The sequence below is a fragment of the Pseudomonas gorinensis genome (assembly GCF_042015035.1).
In the GTDB taxonomy this organism is placed as follows: Bacteria; Pseudomonadota; Gammaproteobacteria; order Pseudomonadales; family Pseudomonadaceae; genus Aquipseudomonas; species Aquipseudomonas gorinensis.
In genome coordinates, this window is record NZ_CP167125.1 from 1,353,561 (window position 1) to 1,376,873 (window position 23,313).

At 60.7% G+C, this 23,313-nt stretch carries 20 protein-coding genes; 11 read left to right on the forward strand and 9 right to left on the reverse strand.

Going from position 1 to position 23,313, the window contains the following annotated elements; translation table 11 throughout:
• Positions 1-32: 32 nt before the first annotated feature.
• From kdgD to garD, 4 genes are all read left to right on the forward strand, one after another.
• On the forward strand, positions 33-944 hold the full coding sequence (gene kdgD / locus AB7933_RS06090; RefSeq protein WP_024073438.1) for a 5-dehydro-4-deoxyglucarate dehydratase: 912 nt from the start codon (positions 33-35) through the stop codon (positions 942-944).
• A 54-nt stretch (positions 945-998) separates the two neighbouring features.
• Positions 999-2,444 (forward strand): aldehyde dehydrogenase family protein, encoded by a 1,446-nt coding sequence (locus tag AB7933_RS06095; RefSeq protein WP_024073439.1) that lies wholly within the window; start codon positions 999-1,001, stop codon positions 2,442-2,444.
• 204 nt (positions 2,445-2,648) lie between these two features.
• Positions 2,649-4,013, forward strand: coding sequence for an MFS transporter (locus tag AB7933_RS06100; protein WP_024073440.1), 1,365 nt, complete (start codon positions 2,649-2,651; stop codon positions 4,011-4,013).
• A gap of 11 nt (positions 4,014-4,024) precedes the next feature.
• A complete protein-coding gene (gene garD, locus AB7933_RS06105; protein ID WP_041160840.1) occupies positions 4,025-5,578 on the forward strand; it encodes a galactarate dehydratase in 1,554 nt (517 codons plus the stop codon).
• Here garD and AB7933_RS06110 read toward each other — a convergent pair.
• Genes AB7933_RS06110 through AB7933_RS06120 form a run of 3 tightly spaced genes read right to left on the reverse strand, consistent with a single transcriptional unit; the run spans position 5,571 to position 7,779 of the window.
• Complete coding sequence (locus tag AB7933_RS06110) at positions 5,571-6,296, reverse strand: HAD family hydrolase (protein WP_024073442.1); 726 nt, start codon at positions 6,294-6,296, stop codon at positions 5,571-5,573. The two genes, garD and AB7933_RS06110, sit on opposite strands and share 8 nt — an antisense overlap.
• Entirely contained in the window at positions 6,293-7,153 is an 861-nt protein-coding gene (locus AB7933_RS06115; RefSeq protein WP_024073443.1) for a hypothetical protein, read from the reverse strand. Before AB7933_RS06115 ends, AB7933_RS06110 begins: the two co-directional genes overlap by 4 nt.
• A 32-nt stretch (positions 7,154-7,185) precedes the next feature.
• Positions 7,186-7,779, reverse strand: coding sequence for a GNAT family N-acetyltransferase (locus AB7933_RS06120; RefSeq protein ID WP_024073444.1), 594 nt, complete (start codon positions 7,777-7,779; stop codon positions 7,186-7,188).
• Positions 7,780-7,984: 205 nt separating this feature from the next.
• Between AB7933_RS06120 and AB7933_RS06125 the strand changes: the two genes are divergently transcribed.
• A complete protein-coding gene (locus AB7933_RS06125) occupies positions 7,985-8,926 on the forward strand; it encodes an AEC family transporter (RefSeq protein ID WP_024073445.1) in 942 nt (313 codons plus the stop codon).
• Positions 8,927-8,965: 39 nt separating this feature from the next.
• Here AB7933_RS06125 and AB7933_RS06130 read toward each other — a convergent pair whose 3' ends face one another.
• The 6 genes from AB7933_RS06130 to gatC form a co-directional block, all read right to left on the reverse strand.
• Positions 8,966-9,349: a carboxymuconolactone decarboxylase family protein gene (locus AB7933_RS06130; RefSeq protein ID WP_024073446.1), complete on the reverse strand. Its 384-nt coding sequence runs from the start codon at positions 9,347-9,349 to the stop codon at positions 8,966-8,968.
• Positions 9,346-10,392: a calcium/sodium antiporter gene (locus tag AB7933_RS06135; RefSeq protein WP_041160841.1), complete on the reverse strand. Its 1,047-nt coding sequence runs from the start codon at positions 10,390-10,392 to the stop codon at positions 9,346-9,348. Before AB7933_RS06135 ends, AB7933_RS06130 begins: the two co-directional genes overlap by 4 nt.
• A 58-nt stretch (positions 10,393-10,450) precedes the next feature.
• Positions 10,451-10,822 carry a septal ring lytic transglycosylase RlpA family protein gene (locus AB7933_RS06140; RefSeq protein WP_024073448.1) on the reverse strand — a complete coding sequence of 124 codons (372 nt, stop codon included), beginning with the start codon at positions 10,820-10,822 and terminating at the stop codon, positions 10,451-10,453.
• Positions 10,823-11,006: 184 nt separating this feature from the next.
• A complete protein-coding gene (gatB, locus tag AB7933_RS06145) occupies positions 11,007-12,452 on the reverse strand; it encodes an Asp-tRNA(Asn)/Glu-tRNA(Gln) amidotransferase subunit GatB (protein ID WP_024073449.1) in 1,446 nt (481 codons plus the stop codon).
• A gap of 10 nt (positions 12,453-12,462) precedes the next feature.
• The gene (gene gatA, locus AB7933_RS06150; RefSeq protein WP_024073450.1) at positions 12,463-13,914 is read right to left on the reverse strand and encodes an Asp-tRNA(Asn)/Glu-tRNA(Gln) amidotransferase subunit GatA; all 1,452 of its coding nucleotides are present in this window, start codon (positions 13,912-13,914) and stop codon (positions 12,463-12,465) included.
• 17 nt (positions 13,915-13,931) lie between these two features.
• A complete protein-coding gene (gene gatC, locus AB7933_RS06155; RefSeq protein ID WP_010567677.1) occupies positions 13,932-14,219 on the reverse strand; it encodes an Asp-tRNA(Asn)/Glu-tRNA(Gln) amidotransferase subunit GatC in 288 nt (95 codons plus the stop codon).
• 210 nt (positions 14,220-14,429) lie between these two features.
• Here gatC and mreB point away from each other — a divergent pair, with 210 nt between their 5' ends.
• The 6 genes from mreB (at position 14,430) to AB7933_RS06185 (ending at position 23,280) form a co-directional block, all read left to right on the forward strand.
• Entirely contained in the window at positions 14,430-15,467 is a 1,038-nt protein-coding gene (gene mreB / locus AB7933_RS06160) for a rod shape-determining protein MreB (protein ID WP_002555108.1), read from the forward strand.
• 138 nt (positions 15,468-15,605) lie between these two features.
• On the forward strand, positions 15,606-16,724 hold the full coding sequence (gene mreC, locus AB7933_RS06165; protein WP_081329150.1) for a rod shape-determining protein MreC: 1,119 nt from the start codon (positions 15,606-15,608) through the stop codon (positions 16,722-16,724).
• Positions 16,724-17,212, forward strand: a complete 489-nt coding sequence (gene mreD, locus AB7933_RS06170) for a rod shape-determining protein MreD (protein WP_024073452.1) — start codon at positions 16,724-16,726, stop codon at positions 17,210-17,212. Before mreC ends, mreD begins: the two co-directional genes overlap by 1 nt.
• Before the next feature lie 51 nt (positions 17,213-17,263).
• On the forward strand, positions 17,264-17,860 hold the full coding sequence (locus AB7933_RS06175) for a Maf family protein (protein ID WP_024073453.1): 597 nt from the start codon (positions 17,264-17,266) through the stop codon (positions 17,858-17,860).
• A 71-nt stretch (positions 17,861-17,931) separates the two neighbouring features.
• The gene (gene rng / locus AB7933_RS06180; RefSeq protein WP_024073454.1) at positions 17,932-19,389 is read left to right on the forward strand and encodes a ribonuclease G; all 1,458 of its coding nucleotides are present in this window, start codon (positions 17,932-17,934) and stop codon (positions 19,387-19,389) included.
• A gap of 75 nt (positions 19,390-19,464) precedes the next feature.
• Positions 19,465-23,280 (forward strand): YhdP family protein, encoded by a 3,816-nt coding sequence (locus tag AB7933_RS06185; RefSeq protein WP_375156316.1) that lies wholly within the window; start codon positions 19,465-19,467, stop codon positions 23,278-23,280.
• The last annotated feature ends 33 nt before the right edge of the window (positions 23,281-23,313 follow it).

Sequence of the window (23,313 nt, forward strand, 5' to 3'; positions counted from 1 at the left end):
GCCAGAAAATCTTTGCCCAGGGTGTTCGAATAATGAATCCACAAGAACTGAAGTCCATCCTCTCCCACGGTCTGCTGTCTTTCCCCGTGACCGATTTCAACGCCCAGGGTGACTTCCACCAGGCGGGCTATATCAAGCGCCTGGAATGGCTGGCGCCCTACGGCGCCACTGCGTTGTTCGCGGCCGGCGGCACCGGCGAGTTTTTCTCCCTCGCTGCCAGCGAATACTCCCAGGTGATCAAGACCGCCGTTGATACCTGCGCCACCAGCGTGCCGATCCTTGCCGGTGTCGGCGGTGCCACCCGCCAGGCCATTGAATACGCTCAGGAAGCTGAACGCCTGGGTGCCAAAGGCCTGCTGCTGCTGCCGCACTACCTCACCGAAGCCAGCCAGGACGGGGTTGCCGCCCACGTTGAAGCCGTGTGCAAATCGGTGAAAATCGGCGTGGTGGTCTACAACCGCAACGTCTGCCGCCTGACCGCGCCCTTGCTGGAACGTCTGGCCGAGCGCTGCCCGAACCTGATCGGCTACAAGGATGGCTTGGGTGACATCGAGTTGATGGTGTCGATCCGCCGTCGTCTCGGTGATCGTTTCAGCTACCTCGGCGGCCTGCCGACCGCAGAGGTTTACGCCGCTGCCTACAAGGCCCTGGGGGTGCCGGTGTACTCCTCGGCGGTGTTCAACTTCATCCCGAAAACCGCGATGGATTTCTACCACGCCATCGCCCGTGACGATCACGCCACTGTCGGCAAGATCATCGACGACTTCTTCCTGCCGTACCTGGACATCCGTAACCGCAAGGCCGGCTACGCCGTGAGCATCGTCAAGGCGGGTGCCAGGATCGTCGGCTACGACGCCGGCCCGGTGCGCACTCCACTGACCGACCTGCTGCCGGAAGAATACGAAGCCCTGGCCGCGCTGATCGACAAGCAAGGTCCGCAATAACTTATCTATAAGGCCGCTGAGCAATCAGCGGCCTTTTGCGTCAGGAGAAGATTCGTGTCCCAAGCCAAACGTTTTGAAAACTACATCAACGGTGAATGGGTAGCCGGTGCTGACTATTGCACCAATATCAACCCGTCGGAGTTGTCCGATGTGATTGGCGAATACGCCAAGGCTGATGTTGCCCAGGTCAACGCCGCCATTGATGCGGCCCGCGCTGCATTCCCTGCGTGGTCCACTTCCGGTATCCAGGCGCGCCACGACGCCCTGGATAAAGTCGGTAGCGAAATCCTTGCCCGCCGCGAAGAACTTGGCACCCTGCTGGCCCGGGAAGAGGGCAAGACCCTGCCTGAAGCCATCGGCGAAGTGACCCGCGCCGGTAACATCTTCAAGTTCTTTGCTGGCGAATGCCTGCGTTTGTCCGGTGACTACGTGCCGTCGGTGCGCCCGGGCGTCAACGTGGAAGTGACGCGCGAAGCCCTTGGTGTGGTCGGCCTGATCACCCCGTGGAACTTCCCGATTGCCATCCCTGCGTGGAAAATCGCCCCGGCCCTGGCCTACGGTAACTGCGTGGTGATCAAGCCGGCCGAACTGGTACCGGGCTGCGCCTGGGCCCTGGCGGAAATCATCTCCCGCGCCGGCTTCCCCGCCGGTGTGTTCAACCTGGTGATGGGCAGCGGTCGTGTGGTCGGCGATGTGTTGGTCAACAGCTCGAAAGTCGATGGCATCAGCTTCACCGGTTCCGTCGGTGTGGGCCGTCAGATCGCGGTCAGCTGTGTATCGCGCCAGGCCAAGGTGCAGTTGGAAATGGGCGGCAAGAACCCGCAGATCATCCTTGATGACGCCGACCTCAAGCAGGCCGTCGAGCTGTCGGTACAGAGCGCGTTCTACTCCACTGGCCAGCGTTGCACCGCCTCCAGCCGCTTGATTGTCACGGCCGGCATCCACGACCAGTTCGTTGCAGCCATGGCCGAGCGCATGAAGTCGATCCGGGTGGGGCACGCCCTGAAAAGCACTACCGACATCGGCCCGGTGGTTTCCCAGGCCCAGTTGGACCAGGACATGAAGTACATCGATATCGGCCAAAGCGAAGGCGCGCGGCTGGTGAGCGGTGGCGGCCTGGTGACCTGCGACACCGAAGGCTACTACCTGGCGCCGACCCTGTTTGCCGACAGCGAAGCCGCCATGCGTATCAGCCGTGAAGAGATCTTCGGCCCGGTGGCCAACGTGGTGCGCGTAGCGGACTACGAGGCGGCGCTGGCCATGGCCAACGACACCGAGTTCGGTCTGTCGGCGGGTATTGCCACCACGTCGTTGAAATACGCCAACCACTTCAAACGTCATTCCCAGGCCGGGATGGTGATGGTCAACCTGCCGACCGCCGGTGTGGACTATCACGTTCCATTTGGTGGCCGTAAGGGCTCATCCTACGGTTCGCGTGAGCAAGGTCGCTATGCGCAAGAGTTCTACACCGTGGTGAAAACCAGCTACATCGGTTCGTAATACGCAACATCCCCCTGTCAGGAGGGGGGCTGTCTTTCTGTAGGAGCGAGCTTGCTCGCGAAAAACCCAAGGGCTCCGCGTGCATCCCGAATGCCCGCGTATTCGTTGACATTTTTCGCGAGCAAGCTCGCTCCTGCAGGGGGCGGCATCCAAGAACACATAACTATTACCCGCAAAAAAAATAATTAGTGGGAGTACATCTACATGCAAGCGACCAAGCCAACCCATGTCCGCTATTTGATCCTGCTCATGCTGTTCCTGGTGACCACGATCAACTACGCCGACCGGGCCACCATCGCCATTGCCGGCTCCAGCCTGCAAAAAGACCTCGGTATCGACGCGGTCACCCTCGGTTATATCTTTTCTGCATTCGGTTGGGCCTACGTGGCCGGGCAAATCCCCGGCGGCTGGCTGCTCGATCGTTTCGGCTCGAAAAAAGTCTACGCCCTGAGCATCTTCACCTGGTCGCTGTTCACCGTGCTGCAAGGCTATGTCGGTGAGTTCGGTATCTCCACCGCCGTCGTCGCGCTGTTCATGCTGCGCTTTATGGTGGGCCTGGCCGAAGCGCCGTCCTTCCCAGGTAACGCGCGCATTGTGGCTGCCTGGTTCCCCACGGCCGAACGCGGCACGGCCTCGGCGATCTTCAACTCGGCGCAATACTTCGCCACGGTGCTGTTTGCGCCGCTGATGGGCTGGATCGTCTACAGCTTCGGCTGGCAGCACGTGTTTATCGTGATGGGCGTGATCGGCATCCTCTTCTCGCTGGTGTGGCTGAAGATTATCCACAGCCCGCGCCAGCACCCGATGATCAACGAAGCCGAGTTCAATCACATCGCGGCCAATGGCGCGATGGTCGATATGGACCAGGACAAGGGCAAGGGCAAGAAAACCGATGGTCCGAAGTGGGATTACATCCGTCAGCTGCTGACCAACCGCATGATGCTCGGGGTTTACCTGGGCCAGTACTGCATCAACGGCATCACCTACTTCTTCCTGACCTGGTTCCCGGTGTACCTGGTGCAGGACCGTGGCATGACCATCCTCAAGGCTGGGTTCATTGCTTCGCTGCCGGCGATCTGCGGGTTTATCGGGGGCGTGCTGGGCGGGGTGATATCCGACTACCTGTTGCGCAAGGGCCATTCCCTGACCTTCGCCCGCAAGGCGCCGATCATTGGCGGCTTGCTGATTTCCAGCAGCATCGTGGCCTGCAACTACGTCGACATCGAGTGGATGGTGGTGGGCTTCATGGCCTTGGCCTTCTTCGGTAAAGGCGTTGGCGCACTGGGCTGGGCGGTGGTGTCCGACACCTCGCCGAAACAAATCGCCGGCCTCAGTGGCGGCCTGTTCAACACCTTCGGTAACCTGGCCTCGATCACCACGCCGATTGTCATCGGCTACATCATCAGCACCACCGGCTCGTTCAAATGGGCACTGGTGTTCGTCGGCGCCAATGCGCTGGTGGCGGTGTTCAGCTATCTGGTCATCGTCGGCCCGATCAAGCGTGTCGTACTCAAAGAGCCGCCAAGCAAGGGGCCTGAGTTGACCAACCTAACCGAAGCGCATTCCTGAGAGGCCCCGTGATGCAGTTGATTGAACATGCCGACTCGCCGCGCTCCATTCGCCTGCACGCGCGCGACAATGTAGTGATCGTGGTCAACGACCAGGGCGTACCGGCCGGGACCGAGTTCCCGGACGGCCTGGTGACCGTGGATTTCATCCCCCAGAGCCACAAAGTGACCCTGGAAGACATCCCCGAAGGCGGTCAGATTATTCGCTACGGCCAGACCATCGGTTATGCCCTGGCGCCGATTCCCCGTGGCAGTTGGGTGCAGGAAGATCAACTGCGCATGCCCACCGCGCCGCCCTTGGACAGCTTACCGCTGTCCACCGAGGTGCCGCAGGCCCAGGCGCCGCTGGAAGGGTTCACATTCGAGGGGTATCGCAATGCCGACGGCACGGTCGGCACACGCAATATCCTGGGTATCACCACCACGGTGCAGTGTGTCACCGGGGTACTGGACCATGCGGTCAAACGCATCAAGGATGAGTTGCTGCCCAAGTATCCCCATGTCGATGACGTGGTGGCGCTGACTCACAGCTACGGCTGTGGGGTCGCGATCACCGCGACGGATGCCTACATCCCGATCCGCACTGTGCGCAATCTGGCGCGCAACCCGAACCTGGGCGGCGAAGCCCTGGTCATCAGCCTGGGCTGCGAGAAATTGCAGGCCGGGCAGGTGATGCACGACAACGATAGCTCGGTCGATTTGAGCGAGCCGTGGTTGTATCGGTTGCAGGATTCCAGCCACGGCTTTACCGAGATGATCGAGCAGATCATGGAACTGGCCGAAGTCCGCCTGAAGAAGCTCGACCAGCGCCGTCGGGAAACCGTGCCGGCGTCCGAGCTGATCCTGGGCATGCAGTGCGGCGGCAGCGATGCGTTTTCCGGGATCACCGCCAACCCGGCGCTGGGCTACGCCTCGGACTTGTTGCTGCGGGCGGGGGCGACGGTGATGTTTTCCGAAGTCACTGAAGTGCGCGATGCGATTTATTTGCTGACTTCACGCGCCGAAACCAAGGCTGTCGCCGAGGAACTGGTCCGGGAAATGGACTGGTATGACCGTTACCTGGCCAAGGGCGAGGCGGATCGCAGTGCCAACACCACGCCGGGGAACAAGAAGGGCGGGTTGTCGAACATTGTCGAGAAGTCCCTGGGCTCCATCGTCAAGTCCGGCAGCAGCGCGATCAACGGCGTGCTGGGGCCGGGCGAGCGCTTCAAAAGCAAGGGCCTGATCTTTTGCGCGACGCCGGCCAGTGACTTTGTGTGCGGCACCTTGCAGCTCGCGGCAGGGATGAACCTGCATGTGTTCACTACAGGGCGCGGTACCCCTTACGGGCTGGCCATGGCACCGGTCGTGAAGGTCTCGACCCGTACGGAGTTGGCGCAGCGCTGGCCGGATCTGATCGACATCGACGCCGGACGCATTGCCACCGGGCGCGCGACCATCGAGGAATTGGGCTGGGAGTTGTTCCACTTCTATCTGGACGTGGCCAGCGGTAAGAAGCAAACGTGGGCGGAGCAGCACAAGCTGCATAACGACATCACGTTGTTCAACCCGGCGCCGATTACCTAGAGCAGGTTGGCGGGCGTTGGAGGTTGCCCAGCACTGTTTGGATGTGTGCGTAGACCTGAGCGGGTTCGCTGGCGCGCAAGACATTGTCAGGCAATTGCGTCAGTGGCTGCTCGATAAAGTAGTCCGCGCAGACGAAACCGTCCACGCAGCCGTTCTTGTAGACCTGGAAGTCGGACGCACCATCGCCTACGATGAGCGTTCGGCCTTTCAGCCTGCCAGCGGCACGCCATCGACGGACAATCTCCGACTTGCCCTTCGACGAGCTGAGCAGCGGAGAAGGGCGCGTGAGCAGGACGCGTTTGCCCGCCCACAAGAACTGGTTGGCCGCCACATTTTGGTGGGCGATACCCCATTCACGGGCCGTGGGTACGATCCACTCCGTGTAGCCGCCGGAAATGATATGCAGCCCTACACCGTCTTCTCGCAGCCGGCCAAGGGTTTCCAGCAATACGGCCGGGATGCTGCGAATGGCCTTTTCCACATACTGGTCGATGTGATGGGCACGCACATGGGTTGCCACGCTCATCAGCTTCAACAATTCTCCGATACTTGCTTTGCCGCTCAATGCTTTGGGGGCAATTCGCGCGATCCGGTCAAGCCGCTCGGCACTGTCCGGATGGTCGTGGAGAGCGGCTTTAAGCACTTCCACCGTGCTTTCGTGGTCGACCAAGGTGTAATCGAAATCAAAGATGATGTCGACGTCGTTGCCCATGCTCATCGCGTTGCTCGTTTGTCAGTGCTGCGGTAGGTGTATTTGTCGTCCCGGGTCCAGTGACAGGCGGCAATGGCTAAATGTTCGGCGATGCTTTGCTGAATCTGATCGGCAAACGCTTGATCGCTCTGATGTGCCGTGCGCACTTGTGGCGCCAGGTAGCTCATCTCGAACTCAATGCGCGGCATTGCCAGAAGACGCAGGAACTTCATCAGGCCTGAGGCGTGCAGCGGGTTGGCGGTCAAGCCGAACGGCACATTCAAGCGCAGGGCCAGCGGTACCACGGGCAGCCCGCGATTGAGCATTTCCGGGCGGAACCGGAACAGACCATGGCCATTGTTGATGGTCGTCTCGGGTGTGGTGTAGAGCGCAGTGCCGCTGGGCCTGCGACGAAATTCGCGGATGCGTCTGGCGAGCATTTTCTTGTCGCTGACTTTCCAGAACGTGCCACCGGAACATTTGAAGAGCAGGAAAGCGGTTGCGGCACCGAGGGGGCTGTCGGAGTTGGCTACCATGATGGTCGCTGAGGGCATGGCCAGCACTGGAAAATGATCGAATACACTGATGTGGTTGGCGGCGACGATGCAACCATCGGTATGCGCCGCGACTTGTTTCGGGGACATTTTGCACGTGATTTTCACGCCCAGGATGAACAACAGTACGCGGTACATGAGTTGTTTGGCCGCTACGGGTAAAGGCCAGGCGATCAAGCTGATAAACACCACGGCCTGCAGACGGTTCAAGACAAGTGCGCAGCCCAGCGGCAGGTAAAGCCAGCGCCACAGGGCGCGACCCTTCCAGACCTGAGCGGTGCATAGGTCGGCAACTGAAGGGGAGTGGCAGGTGTTTTTTTCATTGGGCAAGGTCGGGTCTCTCTGAAAGGCAGGGGGCGTCATCAAGCCGTAGCGTGGCTGCGGGTCAGGCGGCGGGAGAATCGGTCGATACGTGCGCGATTCAATGGGCTTATTTCCATGAACCGTTCACGGGTCAGGTCGACTTTCAAATGCGGGCCGAAGGGTGTTTCCATGACAGTCCCGCTGATTTCCGGCAAATGCAGAAAGGCGCGGTTCATCTCCAGGGCGCGGTGATGCTTGATGTTGGTCAGGGTGTAGATCTGATCGAAGCCCAGTTTCAGGAAACCATGCTCCAAGGCCAGATGAATAGCCGTGAAGGGATAGGGGCTGCCCCAGTATTTTTTGAGAAAACGGTTGCCGAAGTTGATGCCGTATTCTTTTTCGGCAAACCCGGCATAACCGATGAAGGGCGAATCCAGGCCCAGGCTTACGGCCCAGCGTGACCAGCCTTGCTGGGCTATTTCCTGCTGGAAACGTGCGATTTCTGCAGCGGCCGTGTCTCGGTTGCGCGTGGTTCCTGCCGATATGTATTGCATGGTCTGCGGATCACCGAGGAGTTCAGCGTAACCCTCGATGTCGTCTTGGTCCCAGGTTCTGAGATATACGTTGTAAAGGTGGTTCACGTTTTGCCGCATTGGTTGTTTCCTTGCCTCACGACTTTCCTAACGAAGAAGGCGTTAGCTTGTGCCGAAGCGGGAACAACGCGGAGTTGCAAAATCTTTGTGTGTTGTAGGCAACGTTACCTTTCTAGGTAGGGACGATTTCAATCAAACCTCATGCGCGGGCCTGAGCTGGCTTATCATGAGCCTTTCCTGAACACAGGTTCCAAGGCCCGTTCTTATGCTGGCAATTTTCCTCACCACCCTCACCATCACCGCGCCGGTATTCGCCATGCTGTTCCTGGGTGTGCTGCTCAAGCGCATCAACTGGATCAACGACAACTTTATCCACACGGCTTCGTCCCTGGTGTTCAACGTCACCATGCCGGCGCTGCTGTTTCTCGGCATCCTGCACGCCGACCTGCATTCGGCGCTCAAGCCGGGTTTGCTGATCTACTTTGCCGTCGCCACTTTGCTGAGTTTTGCCCTGGCCTGGGGCTGGGCGATTTTTCGCTGCGCGCGTGAGGACCGGGGCATCTACACCCAGGGGGCGTTTCGCGGCAACAATGGGGTGATCGGCCTGGCGCTGGCCGCCAGCATGTACGGCGACTACGGTATTTCCCTGGGGGCAATCCTCGCTGCACTGGTCATCCTGTTCTACAACACCTTGTCGACCATTGTGTTGGCGGTGTACAGCCCGGTGATCAAGTCCGACCCGTGGAGCATCTTCAAGAGTGTGGTGGCCAACCCGCTGATCATCAGCGTGATCGCGGCCGCGCCGTTCGCCTATTTCCAGATTGGCCTGCCAGGCTGGCTGGAAAGATCCATGCAGTACCTGGCGGACACCACCTTGCCGCTGGCCTTGATCTGCATTGGCGGCACCTTGTCCCTGGCGGCGTTGCGCAAGAGCGGCAATATGGCGCTGAGCGCAAGCTTGATGAAGATGGTGTGGCTGCCGGTAGTCGCCACGCTGGGCGCCTGGCTGCTGGGGTTCCGTGGGCCGGAATTAGGGATTCTGTTCCTGTACTTCGGTGCGCCGACCGCTGCGGCGAGCTTCGTGATGGCGAGGGCGGCCGAGGGCAATCATGAGCTGGCGGCGGCGATTATCGTGATCACTACCTTGATGGCGGCAGTGACCACGAATATCGGGATTTTTGTGTTGCAGGCGGGTGGCTGGATCTGAGTTTTGGGGGGGGCATTGCTCGCCAATGCTATCTGGCAGTCACTGCTGGTCGGCCTGATACGCCTCGATGACTTCCTGTGCCGCTCTAAACGCATCAATCGCCGCCGGTACGCCGGCATATACCGCGCAATGCAGCAGCGCTTCGCGGATCTCTTCCACGCTGCAGCCATTGTTCAGCGCGCCGCGCACGTGGCCCTTGAGTTCCTGCGGGCACTTGAGCGCGGTGAGGGCGGCAAGGGTGATCAGGCTGCGCGTCTTCAGCGGCAAGCCTTCGCGGTTCCACACACTGCCCCAGGCATGTTCGTTGACGAAGTCCTGGAGGGGCTGGGTGAATTCGGTGGCATTGCCCAGGGCGCGGTCGACGAACACATCGCCCATCACCTGGCGACGCATTTCAACCCCGGGCTTTTTCTGATCGGTCATTGCGATTCCCTCTTGTGTTGGCGGCGCCAGGCTCGCAGCGTGCTGAACAGCAGGAACACCATTAGCACTGGCAGGACGTAAAACAGCATCAGTTGTTCAAGCTTGTTGGCCAGCGGCATACCGGTGGTGAACGCCATCACATGCAGCCCATACGCCAGGTACAGTCCCAGCAGCACCAGGCCTTCGATGCGGGTCACACGGTAGCCGGTATAAAACACCGGCAGGCACAGCACCACCACGCCGAGCATCACCGGCAGATCGAAATCCAGGGCGTTAGGCGACACTGACAGCGGCGATGGCGCAAGCAGGGCCGTCAGCCCCAGTACGCCCAGCAGGTTGAACAGGTTGCTGCCAATCACGTTGCCTACGGCGATATCCCGTTCGCCGCGCAGGGCTGCAATCAGCGAGGTGGCCAGGCACGGCAGGGACGTGCCAACGCCGATCAGTGTCAGGCCGATGATGCGTTCCGACAGTCCCAGGTCACTGGCTACATCCACCGCCGCGCCCAGCAACAGATGCCCGGCCAGTACCAGTACCAGCAGGCCGCCGAACATCAGCAATACACTGCTCAGCCAGGGCGCCTTGGCCACGATGTCCAGCGTGCGCGGACGGCGTGAATGGCGGGTCTGGTAGTGCAGCACGCCGAGGTAGGCCAGCAGGGCACAGAGCAGCAGCAAACCGTCGAGCGGTGTGAGCTCTTCGTTGGCGGCCAGGGTAAATACCAGCAAGCCGGCGAGGATCATGACCGGGATGTCCAGGCGCACCAGTTGGCGCGAGACCCGCAATGGAATGATCAGCGCCGACAGGCCCAGGGTGACGAGGATATTGAAGATGCTGCTGCCGATGACGCTGCCGACGGCAATATCGGTGTTGCCGGCCAGGGTGGCCTGCAGGCTCACGGTCATCTGCGGTGCGCTGCTGCCGAAGGCGACGATCGTCAGGCCGATGATCAGTGGGCGGACCTTGAGGCTGGCGGCCAGGCGCACAGCGGCACGTACCAGGATTTCGGCGCCGACGATCAGCAGCACCAGGCCGCTGACCAGTTCGAGCAGGCTCCAGGGCGAGAGGGCGGTTAATCCGAAAATGGCCAGGGCTCCGTCGTCAATTGTTCAGGGCTTGCACGCGAACCCGTGCGGTGCCGCTGCTCAGCATGCCCAGTTGTTCGGCCGCCTTGCGTGAAAGATCGATCAAGCGCCCACGGGTATGCGGGCCGCGATCATTGATACGCACCACCACGGTTCTGTCGTTGTCGAGGTTGGTGACCTTGACCTGGGTGCCAAAGGGCAATTGCCGGTGGGCGGCGGTCAGGGCGTTCTGGTTGAAAGGTTCACCGCTGGCGGTTTTTTTGCCATGGTGCTTGGCGCCGTAATAAGAGGCGGTGCCGGTTTCATCGTAGCCGTTGGGGTTAATGAGGCCGCTGGCGCAGCCGGCCAGCAGGGAAAACAGGGCCAGGAGGCCGAATAGACGCTTCATTTCCAAGGTGCCCCCATTTCGAGTTTGGGGTGAGCTTATGTGGGAGGGGGCTTGCCCCCGATAGCGGTGATTCAGTCAAAGCATTCAGTGACTGACACTCCGCTATCGGGGGCAAGCCCCCTCCCACACAAGCCCGCTCCCACAGGGGTCCGAGTAGAAGTCTCACTCGGACCATTCATCGCAATCAGCCTTCGAGCTTGCTTTTCAGCAGTTCGTTCACCTGCTGCGGGTTGGCCTTGCCCTTGGAGGCTTTCATGGCCTGGCCGACAAAGAAGCCGAACATCTTGCCGCGCTTGGCTTCGTCTGCTGCACGGTACTGCTCGACCTGTTCCGCGTTGGCCGCCAGCATTTCGTCGAGCACGGCCGAGATGGCGCCGCTGTCGGTGACTTGCTTGAGGCCGCGTTTTTCGATGATTTCATCGGCGCTGCCTTCGCCACTGGCCATGGCTTCAAACACTGTCTTGGCGATTTTGCCGGAGATGGTGTTGTCCTTGATGCGCAGCAGCATGCCGCCCAGTTGCTCGGCGGTGACCGGTGCCTCGTCGATTTCCAGGCCCTGCTTGTTCAACAGGCTGCCCAGCTCAACCATCACCCAGTTGGCCGCCAGCTTGGCGTCACCGGCAATGCTCACGACTTTTTCGAAGTAGTTGGCTTGCTCACGGCTGGACGCCAACACGCTGGCATCGTAGACCGACAAGCCGAACTGCTCCTGGAAGCGCTCGCGTTTTTGCTGCGGCAGTTCCGGCAGGGTGGCGCGGATGTCGTTGAGGAACGAGTCTTCCAGTACCACCGGCAACAGGTCCGGGTCAGGGAAGTAACGGTAGTCGTTGGCTTCCTCTTTGCTGCGCATGGCGCGGGTTTCGTCTTTGTTCGGGTCGTACAGGCGGGTTTGCTGGATCACCTTTCCGCCGTCTTCGATCAGGTCGATCTGGCGGCGGACTTCGCTGTTGATCGCCTTCTCGATGAAGCGGAACGAGTTGACGTTCTTGATCTCGCAGCGGGTACCGAACTCGACCTGGCCCTTAGGGCGGATCGATACGTTGCAGTCGCAACGTAGCGAGCCTTCGGCCATGTTGCCGTCGCAGATGCCCAGGTAACGCACCAGCGCGTGGATCGTCTTGACGTAGGCCACGGCTTCCTTGGCGCTGCGCATATCCGGCTCGGAAACGATTTCCAGCAACGGTGTGCCAGCTCGGTTCAGGTCGATACCAGTGGCACCCGGGAATTCTTCGTGCAGGCTTTTGCCGGCGTCTTCCTCGAGGTGGGCACGGGTCACGCCGACACGCTTGATGGTGCCATCTTCCAACGGGATATCCAGGTGGCCCTTGCCGACAATCGGCAGTTCCATCTGGCTGATCTGGTAGCCCTTGGGCAGATCCGGGTAGAAGTAGTTCTTGCGCGCGAACACGTTGTGCTGGCCGATTTCGGCGTCAATCGCCAGGCCGAACATCACCGCCATGCGCACCGCTTCCTGGTTCAGCACCGGCAGTACGCCGGGCATGCCCAGGTCGACCAGGCTGGCCTGGGTATTCGGCTCGGCGCCGAACGTGGTGGCGCTACCGGAGAAAATCTTCGATTGGGTGGCGAGCTGGGTATGAATCTCCAGCCCGATCACGACTTCCCATTGCATAGTGTTCTCCTCAGAAGCCGGTAGGGGTGCGAGTGTGCCAGTCAGTGTTCAACTGGTACTGGTGCGCCACATTGAGCAGGCGGCCTTCCTGGAAATACGGGGCGAGCAATTGCACGCCAACCGGCAGCCCATCGACGAAACCTGCCGGCATGGACAAGCCTGGCAAGCCCGCGAGGTTGGCGGTGATGGTGTAGAGGTCTTCCAGGTATTCGGCGATCGGGTCGCCGGTCTTGGCGCCGATCTTCCAGGCCGGGTTGGGCGTGGTTGGGCCGAGGATGATGTCGACTTCTTCAAACGCCGCCATGAAGTCGTTCTTGATCAGGCGCCGGATTTTCTGCGCCTTGAGGTAGTACGCGTCGTAGTAGCCGGCCGACAGGGCGTAGGCACCGACCATGATCCGGCGTTGCACTTCGACACCGAAACCTTCGCCACGGGAGCGTTTGTACAGGTCGGTGAGGTTCTTCGGGTTCTCGCAGCGATAGCCAAAGCGCACGCCGTCGAAGCGCGACAGGTTGGAGGACGCTTCAGCGGGCGCGATCACGTAGTACGCCGGAATCGCGTGCTGGTTGTTCGGCAGGCTGATTTCCTTGATCACGGCACCGAGCTTTTCCAGCTCCTTGACGCTGTTGTGCACCAATTCGGCGATGCGCGGGTCGAGACCGGCGCTGAAGTATTCCTTCGGCACGCCGATGCGCAGGCCTTTGATCGAGGTATTGAGGCTGGCGCTGTAGTCCGGCACCGGTTCGTCGATGCTGGTGGAATCCTGCGGATCGAAGCCTGCCATGCCTTGTAACAAAATCGCGCAGTCTTCGGCCGTGCGGGCCAGGGGGCCGCCCTGATCCAGGCTGGATGCATAGGCGATCATGCCCCAGCGGGAAACGCGACCATAGGTCGGCTTCAGGCCGGTGAGGTTGGTAAAGGCCGCGGGCTGGCGGATCGAGCCGCCGGTGTCGGTGGCAGTTGCAGCGGGCAGGAAGCGCGCGGCGACCGCGGCAGCCGAACCGCCAGACGAACCGCCCGGGACGTGTTCCAGGTTCCACGGGTTTTTCACCGGGCCGTAATAGCTGGACTCGTTGGCCGAACCCATGGCGAATTCGTCCATGTTGGTCTTGCCCAGGGTCACGGCCCCGGCGGCCGCCAGCTTGGACACCACGGTGGCGTCGTAGGGCGCCTTGAAGTTGTCGAGCATCTTCGAGCCGCAGCTGGTGCGGATGCCTTGGGTGCAGAACAGGTCTTTGTGGGCGATCGGTGCGCCCAGCAGTGCACCATTGTCACCGTTGGCGCGACGCACGTCGGCGGCCTTGGCCTGGCTCAGGGCCAGCTCCTCGGTGAGGCTGATGAAGCTATTGACCTTGGGGTCGAGCTCGGCGATACGCGCCAGCAGGGTCTTGGTCAGTTCTTCGGAAGAAAACTTTTTGTCGGCGAGACCGCGGGCGATCTCGGCCAGAGTCATGTGATGCATTGCAGGCTCTTTCCCTATTAGTCGATGACTTTCGGAACCAGGTACAGGCCGTTTTCGACCGCTGGTGCGATGGACTGGTAGGCCTCGCGATTATTAACCTCGGTCACGACGTCTGCGCGCAGGCGCTGGCTGGCTTCCAGCGGGTGAGCCAGGGGCTCGATGCCGTCGGTATTGACGGCCTGCATTTGGTCAACCAGCCCCAGAATGCTGTTCAGGGCTGCGGTGGTCTGTGGAAGATCGGCTTCATTCAGGCCAAGCGAGGCCAGATGAGCGATTTTTTCCACGTCGGAGCGTTCAAGCGCCATGGGATTCTCCAGTGGAAAACAGAACGGAGGGCGTCCGTGTGTTAGATTGTCGGAACACTACCGCATTTCTACGGTCATATGGCCGCGATTGTGGGGGTTGGTGCACAGAAAGTCGGCCAATTTAGCACATTGGCGCCTTGCCCAAAATCCCTGTCGTTGTTAGAGTTTGCCGCACTTTTTTACCCACGCGTTGCCTAGGGTCCCTTTCCCATGTTCAAGAAACTGCGTGGCATGTTTTCCAGCGATCTTTCCATTGACCTGGGCACTGCCAACACCCTTATTTACGTGCGCGAGCGCGGTATCGTCCTGAATGAGCCATCGGTTGTGGCTATTCGGACCCATGGTAATCAGAAAAGTGTCGTTGCCGTTGGCACCGAGGCCAAGCGCATGCTTGGCCGAACACCAGGCAATATCGCTGCCATTCGTCCGATGAAAGACGGCGTGATCGCCGACTTCAGCGTCTGCGAGAAGATGCTGCAGTACTTCATCAACAAGGTTCACGAAAACAGTTTTCTGCAGCCCAGCCCTCGTGTGCTGATCTGCGTTCCGTGCAAGTCCACCCAGGTGGAGCGTCGCGCCATCCGTGAATCGGCCCTTGGTGCCGGTGCCCGTGAAGTCTTCCTGATCGAAGAGCCAATGGCTGCTGCGATCGGTGCCGGCCTGCCGGTTGAAGAAGCGCGCGGTTCGATGGTGGTGGATATCGGTGGTGGTACCACTGAAATCGCCCTGATTTCCCTGAACGGCGTGGTGTATGCCGAGTCCGTGCGTGTAGGCGGCGACCGCTTCGACGAAGCGATCATCACTTATGTGCGTCGTAACTACGGCAGCCTGATCGGCGAATCCACCGCCGAGCGCATCAAGCAGGAAATCGGTACCGCTTATCCCGGTGGCGAAGTTCGCGAAGTCGACGTTCGCGGTCGCAACCTGGCCGAAGGCGTTCCACGTGCCTTTACCCTGAACTCCAATGAAGTGCTGGAGGCTCTGCAAGAGTCCCTGGCAACCATCGTTCAGGCGGTGAAGAGCGCCCTGGAGCAATCGCCGCCGGAGCTGGCTTCCGATATCGCCGAGCGTGGCCTGGTACTGACCGGTGGTGGCGCCTTGCTGCGCGACCTCGACAAGTTGCTGGCCCAGGAAACTGGCCTGCCGGTGATCGTTGCCGAAGACCCGCTGACCTGCGTTGCCCGTGGCGGTGGTCGTGCACTGGAAATGATGGATAAACACACCATGGACCTGCTTTCCAGCGAATAAGACCGTTGGTTGCACCATGTTTCGCCCGCAGGCAGCACTTTGCAGTGCTGCCTGTTGGCGTTTATCTTCTTCAATCTGCATCCAGGCCGGTTAGATGCCGTATGAATAAAGAGAAACTTTGCCTGGGAGGAGCGGCCTATTAAACCGCTTTTCGCCAAAGGCCCCTCATTGGGCGTGCGCTTGTTGGTGCTGGTCGTGCTTTCGGTCGCGCTGATGGTGGTCGATGCCCGCTTTGCACTGCTCAAGCCTGTGCGTAGCCAAATGTCGCTGGTATTGATGCAGACCTACTGGATCACCGACCTGCCGCAACGTCTCTACCAGGGCGTGGCCAGCCAATTCGGCAGCCGCACCGAGCTGGTCGCCGAGAACGAAAAACTCAAGACTGAAAACCTGCTGTTGCAGGGGCGCATGCAAAAGCTGGCGGCCCTCACCGAGCAGAACGTTCGGCTGCGCGAGTTGCTCAATTCTTCGGCACTGGTCAACGAAAAGGTCGAAGTCGCCGAGCTGATCGGCATGGACCCCAACCCCTTTACCCATCGCATCATCATCAACAAGGGTGAGCGCGACGGTGTGGTGCTCGGCCAGCCGGTGCTCGATGCCCGTGGCTTGATGGGCCAGGTGGTCGAGTTGATGCCCTACACCTCGCGGGTATTGCTGCTGACGGACACGACCCACAGCATTCCGGTGCAGGTCAACCGCAACGGCTTGCGTGCGATTGCCAGTGGCACCGGTAACCCCGAACGCCTGGAATTGCGCCATGTGGCCGATACCGCCGACATCAAGGAAGGCGACCTGCTGGTCAGCTCGGGCCTCGGCCAACGCTTCCCGGCGGGTTACCCGGTGGCGACAGTCAAGGAAGTGATCCACGATTCTGGCCAGCCGTTCGCCATTGTGCGCGCCGTGCCCACCGCCGCCCTGAACCGCAGCCGCTACCTGCTGCTGGTATTCAGCGACAACCGTACCCCGGAAGAGCGTGCCAACGACGCCGCACAAGCCCAGGAAGCGGAAGACAAGCAAAACGGCACCGCGCCGATCATTCCGGCAACCGTACCCAAGCCGGCGCCTGCCGCATCGGCCACACCGGCGCCCGCTCCGGCAGTAGCGCCCGTGGCCACGCCCGCCAAGCCGGCCGCTCACAGTGCGCGCGCGGTGAAGCCAGCGGCGACCAAGCCGTCGGCCACCACGCCCGCCACCACGACGCCTGCTGCGAAGCCCCCAGCCGCCGCCCCGGCAACCACACGGCAGAGGGAGGAATAATGGCCGGTACTCATTCGAGCAATGGCTGGATCGTCTGGCTGACCTTCGCCATCGGCTTGCTACTCAGCGTTTCGCCACTGCCGCAGTTCATGGAAATCCTGCGTCCGCTGTGGCTGGCCTTGCTGCTGGCATTCTGGTCGCTGAACCTGCCGCACAAGGTGGGCATGGTCACGGCGATGTTCCTGGGCTTGGCGGAAGATGTGCTCTATGGCACCTTGCTGGGCCAGAACGCGTTGATCCTGACCCTGATTACCTTTCTGGTGCTGTCGTTGCAGCAACGCCTGCGCATGTTCCCGATGTGGCAACAGTGCCTGGTGATCCTGGTGATCTTCGGCCTGGCGCAATTGGTGCAACTGTGGCTCAGCGCCTTGACTGGTAACCGCCAGCCGACCCTGGCGCTGGTATTGCCGGCCCTGGTCAGTGCGCTGCTGTGGCCATGGGTCAGTTTTGGCCTGCGCGGGTTACGTCGTCGCTATAAAATCAATTGAATGGATTGCGAGGCTCTGCCTGGTTATCGAACCCCACAGGGAGAGTCTGGAATGAATTCGCTTTATCTGGCTTCGGGCTCCCCGCGACGGCGTGAACTGCTGACCCAGATCGGTGTGCCTTTCACCGTGGTCAGTGCCGCCATTGATGAAACTCCCCTTACAAATGAATCCGCCGTTTCCTACGTCGAGCGTCTAGCGCGTGGCAAGGCAACGGCGGGTTTTGCTGCGCTTGGGCAAACGTCGGGCGCCTGTGTATTGGGTGCCGACACGGCAGTGATTGTCGACGGCCAGATCCTTGGCAAGCCGGTGGATCAGGCGGATGCCCTGGCCATGTTGCTGGCCCTGTCGGGGCGTGAGCATGAAGTGCTGACGGCGGTTGCCCTCACGGACGGTCAGCGTTGTGAAACTCGATGTGTAAGCAGTCGCGTACGTTTCCGGGGTATTTCTGTCGAGGAGGCTACAACCTACTGGCACAGTGGCGAACCCCAGGACAAGGCAGGCGGCTATGCTATCCAAGGGCTGGGCTCGGTGTTTGTGGCCGGGCTCAATGGCAGCTATTCCGCCGTGGTTGGCCTGCCCGTGTGCGAAACCGCGGAACTGCTTGGTCAATTCGGCATACCCTGTTGGCAAAACCTTACCGCGCGCTGAACGCCTGTACTTGCGCGCCAAGCCTTAAGCGATCGGTCACTATTGTGAAAACGCCTGAACGAGACCCAGCCATGAGTGAAGAGATTCTGATCAATATCACGCCGATGGAATCGCGCGTGGCGGTGGTAGAGAACGGTGTTCTGCAAGAAGTGCACGTCGAGCGCACCCAGAAGCGCGGGATTGTCGGCAACATCTATAAAGGCAAGGTCGTGCGCGTATTGCCGGGGATGCAGGCGGCGTTTGTCGACATTGGCCTGGACCGTGCCGCGTTTATCCATGCTTCGGAAATTTCCCTGCGCGAAGGCCCGGCGGTCGAAAGCATCAGTGCCTTGGTTCACGAAGGGCAGAGCCTCGTGGTGCAAGTCACCAAGGACCCCATCGGTTCAAAGGGCGCGCGCCTGACGACCCAGCTGTCGATTCCATCGCGCTACCTGGTGTACATGCCGCGCACCGCTCATGTGGGCATTTCCCTGAAAATCGAAGACGAGGCCGAGCGTGAGCGCCTGAAGAAGGTGGTCAGCGATTGCGTGGCGGCCGAGGGCATCAAAGAGGCGGGCGGCTTTATTCTGCGCACGGCGGCCGAAGGCGCCGGGGCTGATGAGATTCTCATGGACATCCGTTACCTGCGGCGCCTGTGGGACCAGATTGGCGCGCAGATCAAGACCGTTGGCGCGCCCAGCGTGATCTACGAAGACCTGGGCCTGGCCCTGCGCACCTTGCGCGACCTGGTCAGCCCGAAGATCGAGAAAATTCGCATCGACTCGCGGGAAACCTTCCAGCGCACCACGCAGTTCGTCGCCGAGCTGATGCCGGAAATTGCCGACCGCCTGGAGCATTACCCCGGCGAGCGGCCGATTTTCGACCTGTATGGCGTCGAAGACGAAATCCAGAAGGCCCTGGACCGCAAGGTGCCGCTCAAGTCGGGCGGTTACCTCGTTGTGGACCCGGCGGAAGCCATGACCACCATCGACGTCAACACCGGTGCGTTCGTGGGCCATCGCAACCTCGAAGAAACCATCTTCAAGACCAACCTCGAAGCCGCTACCGCGATCGCGCGTCAACTGCGCCTGCGCAACTTGGGCGGGATCATCATCATCGACTTCATCGACATGGAAGATGAAGAGCATCAGCGCCAGGTACTGCGCACCCTCGAAAAGCAGCTGGAACGCGATCACGCCAAGACCAATATCATCGGTATTACCGAGCTGGGCCTGGTACAGATGACCCGCAAACGCACCCGCGAAAGCCTGGAACAGGTGTTGTGCGAGCCGTGCAGCAGTTGCCAGGGGCGCGGTAAATTGAAAACGCCTGAAACGGTTTGCTACGAGATTTTCCGCGAAATCCTACGGGAGGCGCGAGCCTACCAGGCCGAAGGTTATAGAGTGCTTGCCAACCAGAAAGTGGTCGATCGGCTGCTGGACGAAGAGTCCGGTAACGTCGCTGAGCTGGAGGGGTTTATCGGACGTACGATTCGCTTCCAGGTTGAGACCATGTATTCCCAGGAACAATACGACGTGGTGCTGCTCTGATCCTCATTCGTTTCTTTCTACGAGATGCGCAGACCTTGATCTGCCGTCCGCTTACTGCCTTGAGGGTCGCCTGACATGGAGCGTCTGAAACGCTTTTTTGCCGCTTTGACCCGTTGGGGCCTGGGCTTGTGCGCCTTGCTGCTGGTATTGGCGGCGGTCTATGTGAGCCTGGGACGAGAATTGACTCCGCTGGTGGCCGAATATCGTGCGGACATCGAAGCCAAGGCCCAGGCCGCAGTGGATATGCCACTGCACATCGGCAGCCTGGAAGGGCGCTGGAGTGGTTTCGCACCGGTATTGCTGGCCCACGACGTGATGGTCGGCCAGGGCAGCAACGCCTTGCGCCTGGATCAGGTCGAAGTCGTGCCGGATATCTGGGCCAGCCTGATGGCCCGCGAAGTGCGCCTTGCGCACCTGGAAGTCAGCGGCCTGCAATTGAGCGTCAAGGAAGACCAGGACGGCCACTGGGCGCTGCAAGGCCTGCCGGTGCAGGATGACCAGCCGCTGGACCCGGAGCAGGTGCTCAAACGCCTGCAAATGGTCAAGCGTGTGTCGTTGCTCGACAGCCAGGTGACCCTGCAACCGATCGACCATGCCCCGCTGACCCTGACCTATGTGGGCCTGAGCCTGCACACCGGGACCACCCGCCAACGCCTGGATGCCCGCCTGACCTTGCCCGATGGCCAGCCGCTGGCCTTGAGCCTGCGCAGCCGCATTCGCGCAAGCCAATGGAAGGATGCTGAAGTCGACGCCTACCTGAGCCTGCCGCAAAGCGACTGGGCCAAATGGATTCCGGCCAAACTGACTCAACAATGGAAGCTCACGCAGTTCAAGGCGGGTGGCGAGTTCTGGCTCAACTGGGCCAAGGGTGACGTGCAGAGTGCTGTGGTGCGCCTCAATTCACCCCAGGTGAAGGGCAGCTACGCCGATCGCAAGCCCGTGCATATCGAAAACCTCGCCCTGACCGCGTACCTGCAACGCAATGAGCAGGGTCTGAAGGTATTGTTCGACTCGTTGGCGATGAACCTGGGCGAGACCCGCTGGGAATCGCGCTTGCAGTTGCAGCAGAGCCTGGCCACCGACCAGGCGCAGGAGGTCTGGAACCTGCAGGCCGATCGCCTGGACCTCACGCCCATTACGCCGTTGCTGAATGCCCTGGCGCCCCTGCCGGAAGGCTTCGCCAAGACCATCGAGCACCTCAAGGCCACTGGCCTGTTGCGCAATGTGCTGGTGGATTTCCGTCCCCAGGACACGACCGATCAGAAAGTCAGCTTCGCCGCCAACCTTGAGCGGGTGGGGTTCGATGCTTACTTTGGTGCACCGGCAGCGCGGAACGTATCCGGCAGCATCAGCGGTGACCTGGGGCATGGCGAGTTGCGCCTGGACAGCAAGGACTTTTCCCTGCACCTGTTTCCGATCTTCGCCAAGCCCTGGCAGTACATCCAGGCGAATGCGCGCCTGACCTGGAAGCTGGATAAAGAAGGCTTCACCCTGATTGCTCCCTATATCAAGGTGCTGGGGGAAGAGGGCAAGGTCGCGGCTGACTTCCTGATCCGCCTGCACTTTGACCCTGGCCAGGAAGACTACATGGACCTGCGGGTCGGCATGGTCGATGGCGATGGGCGCTTCACGCCCAAGTACCTGCCAGCGGTACTGAGCCCCGCGTTGGACGAATGGCTGCGCACAGCGATTCTCAAGGGCGCGGTCGATCAAGGTTTCTTCCAGTACCAGGGCTCGTTGAACCATGACGCGCTGCCGGCTTCGCGCAACATCAGCCTGTTCTTCAAGGTGCATGATGCAGAGCTGGCATTCCAGCCGGGCTGGCCGCATGTGAGCAAGGTCAATGGCGAAGTGTTCGTCGAGGAGAGTGGCGTACGCATCCTGGCCAGCAAGGGCCAGTTGCTCGACACCCAAGTCAAGGACGTCTACGTCAATATTCCCCACGCACCCGCGGGCAAGGACAGCCACCTGCTGCTCACCGGCGGGTTTGCCGGTGGCCTGGGTGATGGCCTGAAGATTCTCCAGGAAGCGCCAATAGGCACTGCCTCGACCTTTGCCGGCTGGAAAGGCGAGGGGGACCTGCAAGGCAAGCTGGACCTGGATATTCCGCTGGCCAAAGGTACCGAACCGAAGATCGTGGTGGATTTCCAGACCGACAAGGCGCGCTTGCAATTGGCTGAGCCGACCCTGGACCTGACGCAACTCAAGGGTGACTTCCGCTTTGATAGTGCCAAGGGCTTGAGTGGGCAGAATATTACGGCGCAAGCATTCGAACGGCCGATTAGCGCGCAGATTTTTGCCGATGGTAAGCCAGGTAATCTGAGTACCCGAATCACGGCCAAAGGCCAGGTCACGGTCAAGCGGCTGACCGATTGGTTGAAAATCAGCCAGCCACTGCCGGTGTCCGGCGATATTCCGTACCAGTTGCAAGTCAACCTGGATGGCGCCGATAGCCAATTGATGGTCAATTCCAACCTCAAGGGGGTCGCAGTGGATCTGCCGGCACCGTTCGGCATGGCGGCCAGCCAGGGGCGTGACAGTACGTTCCGCATGACCTTGCAGGGCGCCGAGCGTCGTTACTGGTTCGATTATGGCGAGCTGGCGAACTTCACCTTTGCGGCGCCGCCGGACAAGTTCAATGAGGGCCGCGGTGAGCTATTCCTGGGTGATGGCGATGCCGTGCTGCCCGCAGGCAAGGGGTTGCGCATCCGTGGCGTGCTTTCGGAGTTGGACATAGACCCGTGGAAGAAACTCGTGGACCGCTACGCGGGCAATGACCCTGGCGGCAGCGCCAAGCAACTGCTGAGCGGCGCTGACTTCAAGGTGGGCAAGCTGACTGGCTTCGGCAAGCAGTTCGACCAGGTCAACTTGCAGCTTGACCGTAAACCCACCGCCTGGGGCCTGCAACTCGACAGCCAGCAGGCCAAAGGCAGCGTGAACCTGCCGGATGCCAAGGGCGCGCCCATCGCGATCAACCTGCAGTTCGTGAAATTGCCGGCCGTGGACCCGACCGTCCAGGCAGACGAAAACGCCCCGGACCCGTTGGCCGATATCGATCCCAAGGGGATCCCGGCGCTTGATATCAGCATTGATCAACTGTTCCAGGGACCGGACCTGATAGGGGCCTGGTCGCTGAAAATCCGGCCAACCGCCAAGGGCCTGGCCTTTAATAGCCTGGACCTGGGCCTCAAGGGCATGCAGCTCAAGGGCGCGGGGGGCTGGGAGGGTGCACCGGGGGACAGCAGCAGTTGGTACAAAGGGCGCCTGGATGGCAAGAACATCGCCGATGTGCTCAAGGGCTGGGGCTTTGCGCCTACGGTGACCAGTGAAGATTTTCACCTGGACGTAGACGGCCGTTGGCCGGGGTCGCCGGCCTGGGTCGGGCCCAAACGTTTTTCCGGTAGCCTCGATGCCACCTTCCGCAAAGGCCAGTTCGTTGAAGTGGAAGGCGGTGCCCAGGCGCTTCGGGTGTTTGGCTTGCTTAACTTCAACTCCATTGGCCGCCGGTTGCGCCTGGACTTTTCCGACCTGCTCGGCAAAGGCTTGAGCTATGACCGCGTCAAGGGCTTGCTGGCAGCGAGCAACGGCGTATTTGTGACCCGTGACCCCATCACCATGACCGGGCCATCGACCAACCTGGAACTCAATGGCACCCTGGACCTGGTCGTCGACCGCGTGGACGCCAAGCTGTTGGTGACCCTGCCGGTCACCAACAACCTGCCGATTGCGGCGCTGATTGTGGGTGCGCCGGCCATTGGTGGCGCGTTGTTCCTGATCGACAAGCTGATCGGTGACCGCGTCGCGCGCTTTGCCAGTGTGCAATACAAAGTGGAAGGGCCCTGGAAGGATCCGAAAATCACCTTCGACAAGCCATTCGAAAAGCCTAACTGAGACTTTCTGGAGTAGCCTGGAGCTATTCGTTTA